Genomic DNA, 16232 nt, shown 5'->3' with positions numbered 1-16232 from the left:
GCCGGACGGCGTTGTCCGGACGAATCGCTTCGTCCAGGCGCTCCCTCTGTTCAAAACTGCGGAAACTTGCCGCGCCAGCCTCCACCCTCGCGCAGATAGCGCAGAAACAGCGCAATGCCGCTCAATTGCGCCGCGAAGCGCAGCGTCGATGCCGCATCGTCGATGATGATCGTGCGCAGCCGGTACGGATCGGTGTGCTGATCGTTCCAGCCGATGTCGCAGGTGCGCGCGGTTTTGAAGCCGGCGGCCCGCACGAACTCCACTTCGCGTTCGCCGTAATTGCCGTTCGGATACGCGAAGTGCTCGCACGGTTGTTGCAGCAGCGCCGCGATCTCATGGCGGCTGTCGCGGATTTCGGCCTCGCTTTCAGCGTCGCTGCAATGCGTGAGGATCGGATGGAAGCGCGTATGCGCCTGGAAGTCGATGTGCTCGCGCATCGCCTGCATCGCTTCGATCGACAGGCCGGTCGGCCGGTCATCGCCGTCCTGCTGGTAGCCTTGGGCCGCCAGTGCGGCGAGGCGCTCGTCGTTCGTCATCCGCTTCAGACGTTCATGGCCGACGCGCAGCGAGCCCGGATGCAGCCACCAGTGACTGCGCGGCCGTCCGACGATGCGGCTGCACAGGAAGATCGTCGGGCGCACGTTGTGCTTGATGAACACCGGCAACAGCTTCGCGTTGCCCGCGTGGCCGTCGTCGAGCGTGATCGCCACGCGTGGCCGGCCGCGGCCGGGCGCGCTGACGTCGGTCAACGGCACGAACTCGCACAGCTTGCCGAGATAAGTCAGGTGACGGTCGAGCGTGTCCGGATCGGGATCGTGATAAAGCAGCACGGCCACGCGATCGCGCCACAGCACCTTGCGCGTGAACCACGCGAGACCCGAAATCAAGACGAAGCCCGCGAGCATCTCCTTCACGAGCATCTTGTAGCGCTTCATGCGGCGCCCGCGGTAGCTGTCGGACAGGTGCGAGCGCGCAGGCGCGCCCGTTGCTTGGGTTTTATTCACCTGAGCGCTCCGGCATGGGTGCATGGGCGACGGGCCACGTGCGTTGCCGCGCACCCGCTTTCAACGAACCGATAATGTGCCGCGCCACGGTCGGCGACGCGTGCTTGGTTCCATAGACGAAGCGCATCACGGGCCCGAAGCTGTGCGCGCACGCGGGTCCGATCACATAGAGGCCGCGCACGCGCGTTTCGTAGTGCGACGTCAGGTCGGGCATGCCGCCCTGATTCGAAATCGCGTCGGCCAGATCTTTGGACAGGAACGCGTGCTGCCGCATGTCGGTTTTGAAACCGGTCGCGGCGATCACGTGATCGGCGCTCACCCGCGCTTGCTTGCCATCGCTCAGCACGTTCAGTACGACGCGGTCGTTTTCGATCGCCGCGGAGCGCACCACGGTGCGATGCGAGATCTGCACCTTGCCGACCACGCGATCGTGCAGCCACCACGCGCCGGACGCGCCGTACGTGTGCTCCATGATCTGCTTGCGGCGTCGCGGGTCGAGCATGTGGAACACGCCGGGAAACTCGGACAGGAACAGCGAGCGCCAGCCGCGCCCCAGTCCCGCGTCGGGCCCCTTGATGCGCGACAGGATGTTGCGACCGCCCTGCGGCCGCTCATGCCACACCACGCTGCTCTCGCGCATCAGCACGTGCGCGCGCGCGCCGAGCTCGTTGAGCAGCGCGGACAGCCCGAGCGCCGACTGCCCGCCGCCGACGATCGCAATGTCCTTGCCGCGCGCCCACTCGAGGTTCCCATACAGCTCCGAATGCGACGCATATTGCGCCGGCAAGTCCCGCAGCGCCGGCGGGGTTTGCGCGAAGCCCTTCAGGCCGAGCGCGATCACGACCCTGCGCGCGGCGAGCGAGCGGCCGTCGCTGAGCGACAGCTGGAACTGATCGCCGACGCGGCGCAATGCGAGCACGTCGACCGGCTGGATTTCGCCGACCAGATTCGCCTGGAACCACAGCCCGTACTCGACGAAGGTTTCGAGCGTCAGCGCCATGCCGAGCGGTTGGTAAGGCAGCCCTGTCAGGCGGCAGTAGTCTTCGACGGTAAAGCCGCTGCGCGGCGCGTGCAGGCTCGACGCGAAAGCCTCGGAGCGCAGCAGCATGCCGGGCGGCATGTAGTTGCGCCACGCTCCCATCGGTTCCCCGAGGATCTGGTGATCCACGCCGGCGGCCTTCAGATGCGCGGCAAGAGATGACCCGTAGGGCCCCGCGCCAATGATGATGGTATCGGTCAAAGACATGCTGGTCTCCAGGGGAACGGCATTCGTTGCCAGCGTCAGGCTTTGGCCTGACGCGACTCGGGCGCCCTGATCGCTTTTTTCCAGCTGCGCTTCATGCGTCGCAGCGGATTCATCACGACATAGTGCTGCAACGCTGGGAGCGGATCGTTCCAGCGGAAATAGCCATCGAAAATTTTCGTGCGCTCGCTCAGCAATTCGGGCGGCGGCCGGTCGGAAAACGTCGCGCGCCACGCGACCGGTTGCCGGCTCAGGCGCTCGACGGGCAATGGCAGGCCGAGTTCATGGCGGTACGCGGCAAGCGGAATGTTGACGCCGCACAGCGTCGCGATCTCCTCCTGCCAGTCCGTGCGGCCGACCGTGGGCTCGACCATCACGAACTCGTTGTAGTTGTCGTCCCACTTGTACTCGATGCTGCCCATGCCGTCGAAACCGGCCAGTTCGGCGAAGCGCCGCGTCAGCGGTTCGAGCGTCCCGCGCGCTTCGGGCGCGGCCACGCAGATCGCGGTATTGCCGACACCCGGCGGCGAGCTCAACACCTTGCGGCCGGTGAACATGCTGACCATGTTGCCGTCGGCGCCGCGATAGAACAGCGTGAAGTGGATGTTGCTGTCAGGCCCCTCGATCCACTCCTGCGCGATGATGCCGCCCGGCGTCGCGAGCATCGCGATAGCGCGATCGCGTGCATGCTGCAGCATGTCGACGCGCACCGCGCGTTCTTTCTCGCCGCGCAGCACGTTGCGCTTGTCGTCCGGCTTCAGCACGCACGGGTAGCGCAATTCGGCCAGCCTTTCGATGTCGGCAAGCTTGTCGAGCACGACCGAGCGCGGCACCGGAAAGCCATGCCGCTGCGCGAATTCGTGAAAGCGCGCCTTGCTCGACAACATCTTGACGGTGTCGTCGGCCGGCAAGCGGAACCGATACCAGTGCGACAAAGCCGCCCGATTCTCCGACACCGCATGCACCGCGTCTTCGTCGGTCAGAATCAGAACTGGCAGACGATCGAACCGCTTGCCGAGTTCGATCATTTCATCAACGAATATTTTCCCGACAAAACTCTTTACCTGATGCGCATGAACGTGTCGGCACCACGTCGCCGCGCGGGTCCTCGTATCGACTGCGATAACCGGAACGCGGCCCTGCGCGAGCGACCGCGCCACCCCCAGTCCGTTCAACTCTGCTCCAACGATAACCCCTGCCGATTGACCTGAGTCGTATGCGCTCGACATAGTGTTGATATCCTTGCTTCGTACGTGCGCGGACCCTCGAAGACAGGCTTCGAGACTCCACGCGATCGAATTATCGAATCGGATAGAAATCCTTTTTTGTCGCCTCGCGGGGGCGCTTTGGCGTTAAAGCTTTGTTCCGGCGGCATGCATGCATGAGCGCGGCAGGCACGTCCTGGCACGCGCCGTGTGTCGAATCATGGTCTTGCGATTTACCGCAGCGTGAGCATTGCGCTGCTCTTGCCTTGACCTACTTTACGTTTCGGCCTGATCCCGATACGTGCGCCGGCGCACAGAGAACAATAGAAAGTAAGAAAGGAAGAAAACCCTTTAGAAAGGCGCAGAGCCTTATTCCGTAAGGGTTTCGGAGTTTTCGCCATTGTTATGTAAAAAGGTTGCGAAGCATTAATTTATTGCAACGCAATAATGGCGGGAAAAAACTTTCTAATGGGACTATAAAGTGCTGGATCGCACAAAAGATATGCGCTGCGAATGCTATTCGTAGCGCATCGGAAAAATGCTTATTTACCTTCGCTCAAGCCGCGCTCGAGCGCCGCGACACCCGCCGGCAGATCGACGTTGACGCCGAGATCGACCATCGTGCGGCCCAGCGCATGTACGGTGCGAAACAGGTTGTGCTCGCGGCACTGTTCGCCCATCTGGCCGATACGCACGATCGGCAGACCGAACGAGCCGGAGATTTCCACCTGATGCTGCCGCGAGATATGCGCGCAGACGTCGGCGGGACTGAGGCCGTCCGGCACTTCGATGCCGACCACCGAATTCAGGCGGCAATTCTCCGGCGCATACAGTTGCAGGCCCATCGCGGTGACGCCTTGTTGCAACGCGAGCGAGCATTTCAGATGGCGCGCGAAGCGCTTCTCCAGCGTCTCCGCGCAGACGAGCCGCAGCGCCTCGTGCAGCGCGAGCACGCCCGACACCGGCGCCGTGTAGTGATACCCGGCGTTGTGCCAGAAGTTTTCCGCCAGCGACGCATCGAGGCACCAGTGCGTATTGGGCGCCGTGCGGCCTTTGACACGCGCCCAGGCCGCGTCTGAAAACGCAATCAGCGACACGCCCGGAATCGATGACAAGCCCTTCTGGCCGCCGGTGATCACCGCGTCGATGCCCCAGGTATCCATTTCGAGCGGCATCGTGCTCAGCGTGCAGACGGCGTCGACGATCACGAGCGCGCCCGCTTCCTTCGCAAGCGCGGCGATGTCTTTCAGATGATGATTCCACACGGTGTTCGAGGTCTCGCCCTGCACGACCGTGACGACCTCGGGACGCTCGCGGCGCAGCGCGTCGGCGATCTGGTCGAGACTCGCGACCGTGCGGTCCGCGACTTCGAGCATGCTCACGCGCGCGCCGACGCGCCGGCCCATTTCGCCCATGCGGTCGCTGAAGAAGCCGTTCTTGATGCACAGCATGCGCGTGCCTTCCCACGCGAGATTGGAGATCGCCATCTCCATCGCGCCCGATCCCGGTCCCGCGACGCCGAGCACCCACTTCGACTGCGTCTGGAACACGTAGCGCGCCATCGTTTTCACCTGGTTCACCACCTTCGCCATCGTGCCGCCCAGATGGTTGATCACGATCGCATTGGCCTTCGCGACCGCGGCGGGAATCGGCACGGGGCCGGCGCCCATCATCAGCAGCGGTTCTTCGGGAAGGATGGCGTCGAGCGATTCGACAATCGGACAGGGGACGGACGAAGCAACGGTAGTGGAGGTTGAAGTCGGCATGATCGGTATATGAATGTGAAGCGCAAAGGAACGAACGGCCTCGCGGCAGGTACGCCGCTCGAGGCCGTTCGTCCGATCATTCACCGAACCGCGCGATCGCGCAAGTTTTTTGGCCAGCGTAGCCGGCCGCGAAGCGCGACCGGCGCCCGTGGCCGGTCGCGCGTGAGTCACTTCATCACCTTTGTCTTGTCGAGCTTGCTGCCGGTTGCCGCGTTGTAGCGCTCGACATAGTCCTCGATCAGCCTGCGCATCGCGCGACCGATCTTGCGATAGTCCGACTCGTTCAGGTTGGCGAGCGACACACGCCCCGACGGATGCTGCGTGCCGAAGCCGCGGCCCGGCAGCAGCACCACGCGCGCCTCGCGCGCGAGCCGGAACAGCAACTCGGACGGCTCGGTGTTCTTCAGCAGCCAGTCGACGAACTCGCGCCCGAAGGCTCTTTCACCGAGGAATTCGATGTCCACGATCGTGTAGTAGTCGACCTTGTTCGGATCGTCGTCCTCGAACGCGATGCCCACTTCCTCGTACAGAGCCTGCTTGCGCTTACGGATCAGGCGCTTCAGCGCGTTCTTGTACGCGTCGGGCGTGTCCATCAGCGAGAACAGCGAGAACAGCACCATCTGCACCTGCTGGGGTGTCGACAGCCCGGCCGTGTGATTGAGCGCGACTGTGCGGCTATCGGCCACGAGCCGGTCGATGAACTTCAGCTTGTCGGGCTCGGTCGTGATCGACTCGTAACGATGGTGCAACTCCTTTTTCACGTCCGCCGGCAGTTCGCCGATCAGCTTGTCGAGCACGTTGTCGCGATGCGTCGCGACCGCACCGAGACGCCAGCCGGTCGCGCCGAAATACTTCGAGTACGAGTAGACGAGGATCGTATTCTTTGGCGCGAGCGCGAACAGCGAAACGAAGTTGTCGGCGAACGTGCCGTATACGTCGTCGGTCAGCAGGATCAGATCGGGCCGATCCTTGACGATGCTGGCGATGTGCTCGAGGCTCGCATCGTCGATCTTCACCGACGGCGGGTTGCTCGGATTGACGAGGAAAAACGCCTTCACTTTCGGATCACGCAGCTTGTCGAGCTCCTTCTTCGAGTATTGCCAGCCGCTCGCGACGTCGGCTTCGAGATTGACCACGTTCAGCTGATAGTCGTTGAGCCGCGGAATCTCAATGTACGGCGTGAAGATCGGCATGCCGAGCGCGATCGTGTCGCCCGCCTTGATCAGGTGATTCTCGCGCATCGTGTTGAAGATGTAGGTCATCGCCGCGGTGCCGCCTTCGACCGCGAAGACGTCGAACTCGCCGATGAACGGATGCTTGCCGATCATCTCGCGGCGCAGATACTGGCCGACGATGATTTCCGACAGCTTCAGCATCCGGTCCGGCACCGGGTAATTCGACGCGAGAATGCCCTCGCACATCTCATACAGAAAGTCGGTCCCGGACAGCCCGAGCTGATCGCGCACGTACGACACCGCGCCGCGCAGAAAGTCGATGCCGGGGACGCCCCGGTTCTCGCGCAGAAACAGGTCGAAGCGCTCTGCGAGTCCGTCGCGGCGCGGAAAACCGCCGACGCCTTCCGGCATGTACGCGAACGAGCGCTCGGACTCGCGCATCGCGAACAGGCCGAGTTGCCAGAAGCCGTGGCGGGGGATCGTCGCGAGAAAGTTCGGGTTGCCGCGGCCCGCGTTCAGCATCGCGAGGTTGGCGGCCCGCTCGACCGCGCCGCCGCCGGCGGCCTTGATCAGTTCGTCCTTCAGTTCGAACGGGCTCAGCGCGGCAAGACCCGCGTCCACGCTCGAGCGTTTCTTGTCGCCCTTCTCTTTTGCCATGATGCGTTCTCCAGTGAAGAGGTGAAACACGCCGGCGTGGCGAGGGGTCCCGATTGCGGCCGGCTATAGAGATCGATACCGAACTGCGTTCGACAACAGTGCGGCAAACGCGCGCTAAACGTGCAATCAGCCGCTACACGAGCCCGACCACCAGCGGCCCGAGCAGCGTCAGCGCGACGTTCGCGATCGCATAGGTGATCGCGAACGGTACGGTCGGCACCGCGCTTTCGGCCTTGTCGAGCACGCCGCCGAACGCCGGGTTGGCGCTGCGCGAACCGGACAGCGCGCCGGCCAGAAGCGCCGCGTTGTTGTAGCGTAGTACGTAGCGGCCGAACAGCATCGTCAGCAGCAGCGGGAACAGCGTGACGAATACGCCGAGCAGGAAGATGGTCACGCCGCTCTGCTTGACCGTGACGACCGCCTGCAGACCCGAATTCAGACCGACCACCGCGACGAACGCGGCGAGCCCGAAGTCCTTCAGCAGTTGCGAGGCGGCCGACGGCATCACGCCGTACATCGGATGCTTGCCGCGCATCCAGCCGAACAGCAGGCCCGCCAGCAGACAACCGCCGCCCGAGCCGAGCGTGAGCGGCACGCCGCCCACCTTGACGACGATCAGCCCGATCAGCAGACCGATCACGAGGCCGACGCCCATGTAAATGAAGTCGGTCTTGTTGCTGTACGGCAGTTCGTAGCCGGCGGCTTCGACCGCGCGCCTGGTGTCTTTCGGCGAGCCGTAGAAGGTGATCACGTCGCCGTGCTGCAGTTCGGTTTCGGGCAGCACCGGCAGCGGCTGCCCGGCGCGCGAGATGCTCTGGACGTAGACGCCGTGCCGCGTGTCGCGATCGATCAGTTGGCGCGCGGCCGCGATCGTCGTGTGATTCATGCCCTTGCGCGTGAACACGCCCTCGCGCGTTTGCATCACCACGCCGATGTCCTCGGCTTCGCCGACCTCGTTGCCTTTCGCGCCGAACGCGACGACCGCCTCGCGTCGGCCCACGACGAGCACGATGTCGCCGGGTTGCAGCACGAAGTCGGGCTTCGGCTCGATCTGCTGGCCGCCGCGCTTGATGCGCTCGATCGTCAGGCCTTCCCCGTGCAGCGACTCGACCGCCTGCACGCTCTTGCCGGCGCTGAAGTCGATCCGGTACGCGCGCCCGATCAGTTCGGGCAGCGCGGACACCTGCCCCGGCCCGCGCGTCGGCGCACCCGACGACAGCTCGCGCTCCGCCTCGATCGACGCTTCGCGCAAGCCCTGTCCCATGAACTTCGGCAGGATGTTCACGCATACGATGATCGCGCCGAGCGAACCGAACACGTAGGTGACCGCGTACGCGATCGCGACGTCCGACTGCAGCGATTTGACCTGATCGGCGGGCAGGCCGAGCCGCGCGATCGCATCGCCCGCCGTGCCGATGATCGCCGACTGCGTGAGCGCGCCGCCCGCGAGCCCGGCCGCGAGCCCCTTGTTCAGATGGAACAGCTTCGCGCACACCACCACCGTGATCAGCGCGCTGACCGCGAGAAACACGGCCATCGCGATCTCACGCAGCGTCTTGCGGTTCAGCGAATTGAAGAAACCGGGCCCGGAGTCGTAGCCGACCGCGTAGATGAACACCGCGAACATCACCGCCTTCACACCGTTGTCGACCGTCACGCCCGCCTGGCTGATCACGACTGCCGCCAGCAGCGAGCCGCCCACGCCGCCCAGCTGGAACTTGCCGAATTTGATCTGCCCGATGAAATAGCCGACCGCGAGCGACAGGAACAGCGCCATCTCCGGTGACTTGTGAAAGATGTTGTGTAGCCAGTCCATCGTGCCCTCGCTGAGTAGTTGCCGGGTTCGTTGGCGAGACCCGGTACGAATACGGCGCGCGCCTGTGCCGCGCGAGCGCCTGATTTGCCGCGCGGTGCGAAGCGCTGCGCGGCATGCGGCTTCGGCAAGTCCGGCTAGCCGAGCTTGCCGGCCAGGCCCACCACCACGGGTCCCATCAAAGGCAACAGGATGTTGGAGAGCGCGTAGGTGATCGTGTAGCCGATCACCGGCGTCGAATTGCCGGTCACGCCAACGAGCGCGCTGATCGCCGGCGTACTGCACTGCTGGCCCGCGATCGCGCCAAGCAGCATCGGCGCTTCGAGCTTCAGCAGCGCATGCCCGATCCATAGCGACAGCAGGCCCGGCACGAGCACCATCAGGATGCCGGCGAGCGGCAGTGCGAGTCCGTATTCGCGCACGAGCTTGATCGCGTCGGGCCCGGCCGACAGCCCGACCGCTGCGATGAACGTCGCGAGTCCGAAATCCTTGATGATCTGCGCGGCCGCCGACGGCAGCGAGCCGACGAGCGGATGGCGCGAGCGCACCCAGCCGAACAGCAGCCCCGACAGCAGACAGCCGCCGCCCGTGCCGAGCGCGAGCGTCACGCCGCCGATCGTGCCGCCGAGCCGCCCGATCGCCATACCGACCAGCACGCCGAGGCCGAGATAGACGAAGTCGGTCTTCTGGGTCGGCGGCAATACGTAGCCGAGCCGCTTCGCACCGCGCTCGACGTCGGCTTTCGCGCCGACCAGCGTCAGCACGTCGCCGCGATGCAGCTCGGTGCCGGGCAGCGCGGGAATTGTCGATTCGAGCCGCGTGATCGCGGCGACATAAACGCCGCGCGCGTTTTCCGGCTTCGCCTGCGCGCGCAGCTGCGCGACCGTCATCCCGCTGACGTCGGGCCGCGTCAGCACCACGTTGAGCCGTTGCGCGAACACCTGGCCGAAATCGGCGCCAAGCACCTCTTCGCCGAGGCTCGCTGACGCCGCGACGACCGCGGCGCGCCGCCCAGCGACTAGCACGACATCGCCGGCCGCGAGCCGCGTCTCCATGGCGACCGGCAGGTCCGCGCCGTGGCGCTCGATCTGCTCGACGGTCAGGTTGTAGCCGTATTGCTCCTCGAGCCCCCGCACCGTCAGGCCAGCGGCGTCGCCGATGCGAAACGCCCGGCCGACGAGTGCCGGCGCGGCCGCCCTCTGCCCTTCGCTGAACGCGCCCTCGCCGCCGAGCTTGCGCCACACGCGCTCGGCTTCTTCGCGCAGATTGACGCGCAGCATCAGCGGTGCGAACTGGCTCGTAAACAGTACGATCGTGATCAGGCCGAACAGGTAGCTGACGCTGTAAGCGGTCACGATATTGGCCTGCAGACGCTGCGTGGCCGCGTCGCCGATACCGAGCCTCGCGATCGCCTCGGACGCGGTGCCGATCACCGCCGACTCGGTCGCCGCGCCGGCGAGCAGCCCGGCCGCGGTGCCGACATCGAGCCGCATCACGCGGACCGCGATCATGATCAGCACCAGCACCGAGACGATTTCGATCAGCGACAGCACCCCATAGCGCCAGCCGCGCCCGATGTTCGCGAAAAACTGCGGCCCGCCGGTAAAGCCGAGCGCGAAGATGAACAGCGCGAACGCGATGTTCTTCAGGTCGGGCGCGATGCGCGCGCCGCTCTGCCCGAGCACGAGCGCGACGATCAGCGTGCCGCACACGCCGCCGAGCTGAATCGGGCCGATATGAAACGAGCCAATGAAATAGCCAATGGCGAGACACGCGAAAAGCGCGATTTCGGGTTGCGATCTCAGCAATTCACCGATCATGTTGGCTCGCCGATTTACAGGTTGATTAAAGAAAAACAGAACACCAACCGCTCGAAAACCGAATCAAACCGTCCGACAGAAGGTGACGCGATGGTGACGTCGCGCGCGCAACAAGCGCGATGCACGGCACATCAAATGGCCGATAGCGGGAAGCAGAAAAACACAGCTATGAAAGGAGAACCACGCGATGGGTGCTGGAAGAGCCGCACAGCGGGGCATCAGGACGCACGGACGCACGCACCGCCTGGCGATACCGGCGGTGAAACGATTTCCCGAACGCTCGACAGTTACTCTTTCATCGCGAAGTCGCCTAACATCGTGAAAAGGATAATCTGCTGTTTGGCCAGTTTCTTGCAGCATGTTTGTACATGCTTTGTTCGGAATGCTCGTTATTTAATATTGCAGTTCGGCACCCTTGTCAATGTTATTTTTTGCGAGAAACCGACTTCCCGAAACACGTCTAAAGCACGCTTCTTCGGAGCCCGATATGCGCACGATCCTGTTCAGCAGTCGTCAATACGACGTCGATACATTCACCGAGGCCAATGCCGCGCATGGCTATGAACTGCATTTCCAGGAATCCCCTCTCGACAGCGAGACCGCGATCCTCGCGCATGGCTACGACGTGGTCTGCCCGTTCGTCAACGACAGCGTCGACGCCGCCACGCTCGAACGGCTTCATGCGGGCGGCACGCGCATGATCGCGCTGCGCTCGGCGGGCTTCAATCACGTCGACCTCGCGGCGGCCGAGCGGCTCGGCATGCCGGTCGCACGCGTGCCGGCGTACTCGCCGTACGCGGTCGCCGAACATGCGGCCGGGCTGATTCTCGCGCTGAACCGGCGCCTGCCGCGCGCGGTCGCGCGCACGCGCGAAGGCGACTTCTCGCTGCATGGGCTGCTCGGCTTCGACCTGCATGGCAAGACGGTCGGCGTGATCGGCGCGGGCATCATCGGCCGGGTGTTCGCGCGCATCATGGCGGGCTTCGGCATGCAGGTGCTCGCCTACGATCCGGGGCCGCCGGCCGACGAACTGCTCGCGCTCGGCGCGCGCTACGTGCCGCTCGATACCTTGCTCGCCGAATCGGACGTCGTCAGTCTGCATTGCCCGCTGTTGCCCGACACCTATCACCTGATCGACCGCGCCGCGCTGGCGAAGATGAAGCGCGGCGCGATGCTGATCAACACCGGGCGCGGCGGGCTCGTCGAGGCGAACGCACTGATCGGCGCGTTGAAGGACGGCCAGCTCGGCCATCTCGGGCTCGACGTGTACGAGGAAGAAGGCGGCATCTTCTTCGAGGATCATTCGAATCTGCCGCTACAGGACGACGTGCTCGCGCGTCTGTTGATGTTTCCGAACGTGATCGTCACCGCGCACCAGGCGTTCTTCACGCGCGAGGCGATGACCGAGATCGCTCAGACCACGCTCGCGAACATCGCGGCGTGGCAGGCGGGCACGCCGCGCAACGTCGTGCAGGCGGGGTAGCCGTGATAACCGTGGCGTACGCGAATTGCCGCGGACCGCGAAAGTTAGACGTCGCTGTCGCTGCCCGACTGGGTCGCGCGAATCGCGGTGCGGGCATCATCGGCCGCGCCGCACAGCTCACGCAGCAATCCCGCCTCGCGCTCGTGCACTTCGACCGGACACCAGCGCGCGCCCGCCTCGGCCAGATAGCGCGCGCGATGCTGGCCGTTGCGAAACGCCACCACCCCCTCGCGCTCGATGCCGACCCAGCCGAGCAATCCCGGCGCGCGACGCGTGGAGATCGTCACGTACGGCATCTGCGGAATACGCGGGCTGTCGGGATCGAGAAACTCGCGAATGCCGCGGACCTTGCCCGAGTGCCATTCGGCGACCGGCTTCAGCACGTAATCGGTGTTGTCGCGATCCGCGCACACGAGCAGCTTGCGCAGATCGACGAGCACGACCTGGTGACGTGTGCCGTCGGTGACGAAGACGCGCTTCAGGCGCACATGGTCGTACCACGAGTGGGCCTGCAACGGCACGACCCACACCGTTCCGGCGCAGGCTGGCGCGGCGGCCGGCGATGAATTGGGCAAAGGCAAGGACAAAGGTAGGCTCGGCAAGCTGGCGACAGGACGCCAGCGCATCAATAGAGCGCTAACGCTACGAGCCGGATGTGATGGAAACATGACAACTCACCGGATTAATTACGCTGCATGAGCGTGCTGTAACACTGCCGGATCAACAGGCCAGCAGCGACCTTCAGGTACCCTTAAGGTACATAACGATGATAGCCAACCAATATTGCAATAACCATGTGCGAATCGAGTCGAATGACGGCAACGGCGTCGCTACGATCGTGCTGGAGAGGCCCGCGCAGCGCAACGCGGTCGATCGCCAGGTGGCCGATGCGTTGAGCGCTGCGTTCAGCCGCTTCGAGGCGGAGCCCGCGTGGCGCGCGGCCGTGCTGTTCGGCGCGGGCGGCACGTTTTGCGCGGGCGCAGACCTCGGCGCGCTTGCCGACGACGCGCGCCGCAACGAGTTGCATGCGGACGGCAGCGGCCCCGGTCCAATGGGACCGACGCGCATGCATTTCAGCAAGCCGGTGATCGCCGCGATCGCCGGCTATGCAGTGGCGGGTGGGCTCGAGCTTGCCGCGATGTGCGACCTGCGCGTCGTCGAGGAAGATGCGGTGCTCGGCGTGTTCTGCCGGCGTGTCGGCATTCCGCTGATCGACGGCGGCACGATCCGGCTGCCGCGACTGATCGGTCTGTCGCGTGCGCTCGATCTGATCCTGACCGGCCGCGCGGTCGATGCGCGCGAGGCGCTTTCGTTCGGGCTCGCCAACCGCGTGGTGCCGAAGGGCGAAGCACGCGCAGCCGCCGAGCAACTGGCTGCGGAGCTCGCCGCGTTTCCGCAGGCGGCGCTGCTCGCCGATCGTCACTCCGCGCTCGAGAACAGCACGCTGGACGAACTCGCCGAGGCATTGCGGCGCGAAGGCGCGGGCGGCTACGCGGCGGTCTTCGCCGAGGGCGTGGCGGGCGCGGCGCGTTTTGCGTCCGGCGCGGGCCGTCATGGCGACACGTTCGACGCGGATCGCGGATAAGACGGCGCCGCGCGATCGGTGAGAGGTTTGCAATCGCCGGTCGCGACACCCCCGCGCGCACGAGACCTGGGTTACCCGAAACGAACAGGAGGAAGTGCGATGGCGACGATCTACCGGGAAATCGCCGTGGCAACCACCGCGGCCGATGCGTGGTCCGCGCTGCGCGATCCCGCCGGGGTCGCCCGCGTATTCGCGGGCGTGCTGATCGCGGCGCGCATGGAAGGCGACCTGCGCTGGGTCACCTTCGCCGACGGCACCGTGGTCGAGGAACGCGTGATTGCCGTCGACGATGCCCACATGCGGCTCGCCTACTCGGTGGGCGGCGGGCGCTTCGAGCATCATCATGCGACGCTGCAGGTCGTGGCCGACACGTCCGCACATTGCCGCGTGATCTGGATCGCCGACTTCAAGCCCGACGATCGCAGCAACGTGGTCGAAGCGCTGACGGATGCGGGCTGCGCGGCACTCGGGCGCAACCTCGCGCGGCGCTGAACGCCGCCCGGCGGCGCGGGCTCCCGCCGCGTTCCACAAAAAACAACAGCTTTCCGGACAGCCTGCAAGCCAGATTTGACTTAGGTAGAATCCCCTACTGTTTTTCCCTAGCTGGTGACAGCGTTTCCGCCTTCGGAATCGCCCGCCCGGCGCCCGTTGTTCGCGCCGCTTCACGCGTCACGCCCCATCATCGCCATGCCATTGCCTCTGCTTGCCCTTGCCGTTGCCGCGTTTGGAATCGGTACCACCGAGTTCGTCATCATGGGCCTGTTGCCCGATGTCGCGCGCGATTTGTCCGTGTCGATTCCGGCGGCTGGCATGCTGGTGTCCGCGTATGCGCTCGGCGTCACGATCGGCGCGCCGATCGTCGCGATCGCGGTTGCCAACATGCCGCGCAAGAAGGCGCTGATGAGCCTGATCGGCGTGTTCATCGTCGGCAATCTGCTGTGCGCGATCGCGCCGGGCTACGCGGTGCTGATGGCCGCGCGCATCGTCACCGCGTTCTGCCACGGCGCGTTTTTCGGCATCGGCTCGGTGGTCGCGGCCGGGCTCGTCGCGCCGAATCGCCGCGCGCAGGCAATCGCGCTGATGTTCACCGGCCTCACGCTCGCCAACGTGCTCGGCGTGCCGCTCGGCACCGCGCTCGGCCAGGCGGTCGGCTGGCGCGCTACTTTCTGGGCCGTTACCGGCATCGGCGTGCTGGCGGCGGCCGCGCTCGCGGTGTGCCTGCCCGCGAAGATCGAGATGCACAAGGCGAGCCTCGTGCGCGAATTCAGCGTGCTGAAGAACCCGCAGGTGCTGATGGTGCTCGGTATCAGCGTGTTCGCGTCGGCGAGCCTGTTTTCGACCTTCACCTACATCACGCCGATTCTCGAAGACGTGACCGGCTTCACGCCGCACGCGGTCACCCTGGTGCTGCTCTTGTTCGGCCTCGGCCTGACGGTCGGCAGCACGCTCGGCGGCAAGCTCGCGGACTGGCGGCTGATGCCCTCGCTGGTCGCGTTCCTGATGGCGATCGTCGTGATCCTGTGCGTGTTCGCGGGCACGATGCACGCGCGCACTCCGGCGATGCTGACCGTGTTCGTGTGGGGGGTGCTCGCATTCGCGATCGTGCCGCCGCTGCAGATGCTGATCGTCGATCGGGCGAGCCACGCGCCGAATCTGGCGTCGACGCTGAATCAGGGGGCGTTCAACCTCGGCAACGCGACCGGCGCATGGCTCGGCGGCATGGCGATCGGCGCCGGCGCACCGCTGACGACGCTGCCGTGGGTCGGCGTCGCGACCGCGCTCGGCGCGCTGTTGTTGACGTTGTGGTCGGTGTCGATCGAGCGGCGGGTGGCCGTGGCGGGGTGAGCTGGCCGGCTCGAAGTCATGGTTCGAGAGAGCGATTACACCGTTCTGCACTTTGCCTATAAACCTCTTCGATGAAGCATCCCACCGTCTGCACGACTCCCCCTGCCACCGGCGTTTCGGCCATCGTGCGGTGGGATGAACAAAGCTCCACGCTGACCTGTGAGGTCAAATATCCACCTTTGGCTTCGCTGCCGGAACCGCAAAACAATCTCAGCGACTTGCTGGATGCGCGCTTCCGCATTGGCGCGCCCTCTTATGTCCTCACGGCGGGCACCTTGTCGATGCTTGTCGATCAGCATCGCCGGTTGATCGGATTGGACTTTTACACGAATCCCGGGCGATGGACCGTCCGCACGTCCGAACTCGCAGACCCAACCGACGAAACTCCGCACATCGAGTCAGAATTCGACGCGCACGGACATGCGCACGACATGGGAGCGCCAGAGGTCTTTTACGAGCCTCGCGACGGCACCCTTTATCTGTCGTGGGGTACCGTGTCTCACTGGTGCGGTATTGCGTCAGCGCTCGCGATCGGCGTCGATGAGGACAAGCGCCTCACGCAGATCCGGCTGCGCGGCCTGACGATACCGCCGCGACGCGGCAAGGATGTGCGCGACCCACACGCGTAGTAGCATC

At 65.0% G+C, this 16232-nt stretch carries 13 protein-coding genes; 5 read left to right on the top strand and 8 right to left on the bottom strand.

Going from position 1 to position 16232, the window contains the following annotated elements; translation table 11 throughout:
- Positions 1 to 50 precede the first annotated feature (50 nt).
- The 7 genes from F6X40_RS07870 to aspT (F6X40_RS07840) form a co-directional block, all read right to left on the bottom strand.
- Positions 51 to 935 carry a polysaccharide deacetylase family protein gene (locus F6X40_RS07870; protein ID WP_018419534.1) on the bottom strand — a complete coding sequence of 295 codons (885 nt, stop codon included), beginning with the start codon at positions 933 to 935 and terminating at the stop codon, positions 51 to 53.
- Between the two features lie 61 nt (positions 936 to 996).
- Complete coding sequence (locus F6X40_RS07865; protein WP_187627353.1) at positions 997 to 2250, bottom strand: NAD(P)-binding domain-containing protein; 1254 nt, start codon at positions 2248 to 2250, stop codon at positions 997 to 999.
- A gap of 35 nt (positions 2251 to 2285) precedes the next feature.
- Positions 2286 to 3275: a carboxylate--amine ligase gene (locus F6X40_RS07860; RefSeq protein ID WP_090803209.1), complete on the bottom strand. Its 990-nt coding sequence runs from the start codon at positions 3273 to 3275 to the stop codon at positions 2286 to 2288.
- Between the two features lie 719 nt (positions 3276 to 3994).
- Positions 3995 to 5218 (bottom strand): pyridoxal-phosphate-dependent aminotransferase family protein, encoded by a 1224-nt coding sequence (locus F6X40_RS07855; protein WP_187627351.1) that lies wholly within the window; start codon positions 5216 to 5218, stop codon positions 3995 to 3997.
- Positions 5219 to 5385: 167 nt separating this feature from the next.
- Positions 5386 to 7050 (bottom strand): bifunctional aspartate transaminase/aspartate 4-decarboxylase, encoded by a 1665-nt coding sequence (locus F6X40_RS07850; protein WP_187627350.1) that lies wholly within the window; start codon positions 7048 to 7050, stop codon positions 5386 to 5388.
- Between the two features lie 133 nt (positions 7051 to 7183).
- Entirely contained in the window at positions 7184 to 8866 is a 1683-nt protein-coding gene (gene aspT / locus F6X40_RS07845; protein ID WP_187627349.1) for an aspartate-alanine antiporter, read from the bottom strand.
- 134 nt (positions 8867 to 9000) lie between these two features.
- Positions 9001 to 10683: an aspartate-alanine antiporter gene (gene aspT, locus F6X40_RS07840; protein WP_187627348.1), complete on the bottom strand. Its 1683-nt coding sequence runs from the start codon at positions 10681 to 10683 to the stop codon at positions 9001 to 9003.
- 487 nt (positions 10684 to 11170) lie between these two features.
- Between aspT (F6X40_RS07840) and F6X40_RS07835 the strand changes: the two genes are divergently transcribed.
- A complete protein-coding gene (locus F6X40_RS07835) occupies positions 11171 to 12166 on the top strand; it encodes a 2-hydroxyacid dehydrogenase (RefSeq protein WP_018419530.1) in 996 nt (331 codons plus the stop codon).
- A gap of 44 nt (positions 12167 to 12210) precedes the next feature.
- On the opposite strand, the gene F6X40_RS07830 is transcribed toward F6X40_RS07835, so the two are convergent.
- Positions 12211 to 12792, bottom strand: coding sequence for a plasmid fertility inhibition factor family protein (locus F6X40_RS07830; RefSeq protein ID WP_187627347.1), 582 nt, complete (start codon positions 12790 to 12792; stop codon positions 12211 to 12213).
- A 140-nt stretch (positions 12793 to 12932) separates the two neighbouring features.
- Here F6X40_RS07830 and F6X40_RS07825 point away from each other — a divergent pair, with 140 nt between their 5' ends.
- The 4 genes from F6X40_RS07825 to F6X40_RS07810 all read left to right on the top strand — a co-directional run bounded on the left by F6X40_RS07825 (position 12933) and on the right by F6X40_RS07810 (position 16225).
- Complete coding sequence (locus F6X40_RS07825; RefSeq protein WP_187627346.1) at positions 12933 to 13751, top strand: crotonase/enoyl-CoA hydratase family protein; 819 nt, start codon at positions 12933 to 12935, stop codon at positions 13749 to 13751.
- 99 nt (positions 13752 to 13850) lie between these two features.
- Complete coding sequence (locus F6X40_RS07820; RefSeq protein WP_187627345.1) at positions 13851 to 14243, top strand: SRPBCC family protein; 393 nt, start codon at positions 13851 to 13853, stop codon at positions 14241 to 14243.
- 195 nt (positions 14244 to 14438) lie between these two features.
- The gene (locus F6X40_RS07815) at positions 14439 to 15596 is read left to right on the top strand and encodes an MFS transporter (protein WP_090805596.1); all 1158 of its coding nucleotides are present in this window, start codon (positions 14439 to 14441) and stop codon (positions 15594 to 15596) included.
- 71 nt (positions 15597 to 15667) lie between these two features.
- Entirely contained in the window at positions 15668 to 16225 is a 558-nt protein-coding gene (locus F6X40_RS07810; protein WP_187627344.1) for a hypothetical protein, read from the top strand.
- Positions 16226 to 16232 lie beyond the last annotated feature (7 nt).

Source organism: Paraburkholderia sp. UCT31, assembly GCF_014397655.1.
Lineage (GTDB): Bacteria > Pseudomonadota > Gammaproteobacteria > Burkholderiales > Burkholderiaceae > Paraburkholderia > Paraburkholderia tuberum.
The sequence above is the reverse complement of the archived record's forward strand: the minus strand, read 5'-3'. Positions and strand labels throughout refer to the sequence as shown.

Bases quoted from the DNA above. Each gene is read 5' to 3' on its own strand.
- F6X40_RS07865 (WP_187627353.1), bottom strand. From the start codon at position 2,250: ATGTCTTTGACCGATACCATCATCATTGGCGCGGGGCCCTACGGGTCA.
- F6X40_RS07825 (WP_187627346.1), top strand. From the start codon at position 12,933: ATGATAGCCAACCAATATTGCAATAACCATGTGCGAATCGAGTCGAAT.
- aspT (WP_187627348.1), bottom strand. From the start codon at position 10,683: ATGATCGGTGAATTGCTGAGATCGCAACCCGAAATCGCGCTTTTCGCG.
- F6X40_RS07820 (WP_187627345.1), top strand. From the start codon at position 13,851: ATGGCGACGATCTACCGGGAAATCGCCGTGGCAACCACCGCGGCCGAT.
- F6X40_RS07850 (WP_187627350.1), bottom strand. From the start codon at position 7,050: ATGGCAAAAGAGAAGGGCGACAAGAAACGCTCGAGCGTGGACGCGGGT.
- F6X40_RS07855 (WP_187627351.1), bottom strand. From the start codon at position 5,218: ATGCCGACTTCAACCTCCACTACCGTTGCTTCGTCCGTCCCCTGTCCG.
- F6X40_RS07810 (WP_187627344.1), top strand. From the start codon at position 15,668: ATGAAGCATCCCACCGTCTGCACGACTCCCCCTGCCACCGGCGTTTCG.
- F6X40_RS07860 (WP_090803209.1), bottom strand. From the start codon at position 3,275: ATGATCGAACTCGGCAAGCGGTTCGATCGTCTGCCAGTTCTGATTCTG.
- F6X40_RS07830 (WP_187627347.1), bottom strand. From the start codon at position 12,792: ATGCGCTGGCGTCCTGTCGCCAGCTTGCCGAGCCTACCTTTGTCCTTG.
- F6X40_RS07815 (WP_090805596.1), top strand. From the start codon at position 14,439: ATGCCATTGCCTCTGCTTGCCCTTGCCGTTGCCGCGTTTGGAATCGGT.
- F6X40_RS07870 (WP_018419534.1), bottom strand. From the start codon at position 935: ATGAAGCGCTACAAGATGCTCGTGAAGGAGATGCTCGCGGGCTTCGTC.
- aspT (WP_187627349.1), bottom strand. From the start codon at position 8,866: ATGGACTGGCTACACAACATCTTTCACAAGTCACCGGAGATGGCGCTG.
- F6X40_RS07835 (WP_018419530.1), top strand. From the start codon at position 11,171: ATGCGCACGATCCTGTTCAGCAGTCGTCAATACGACGTCGATACATTC.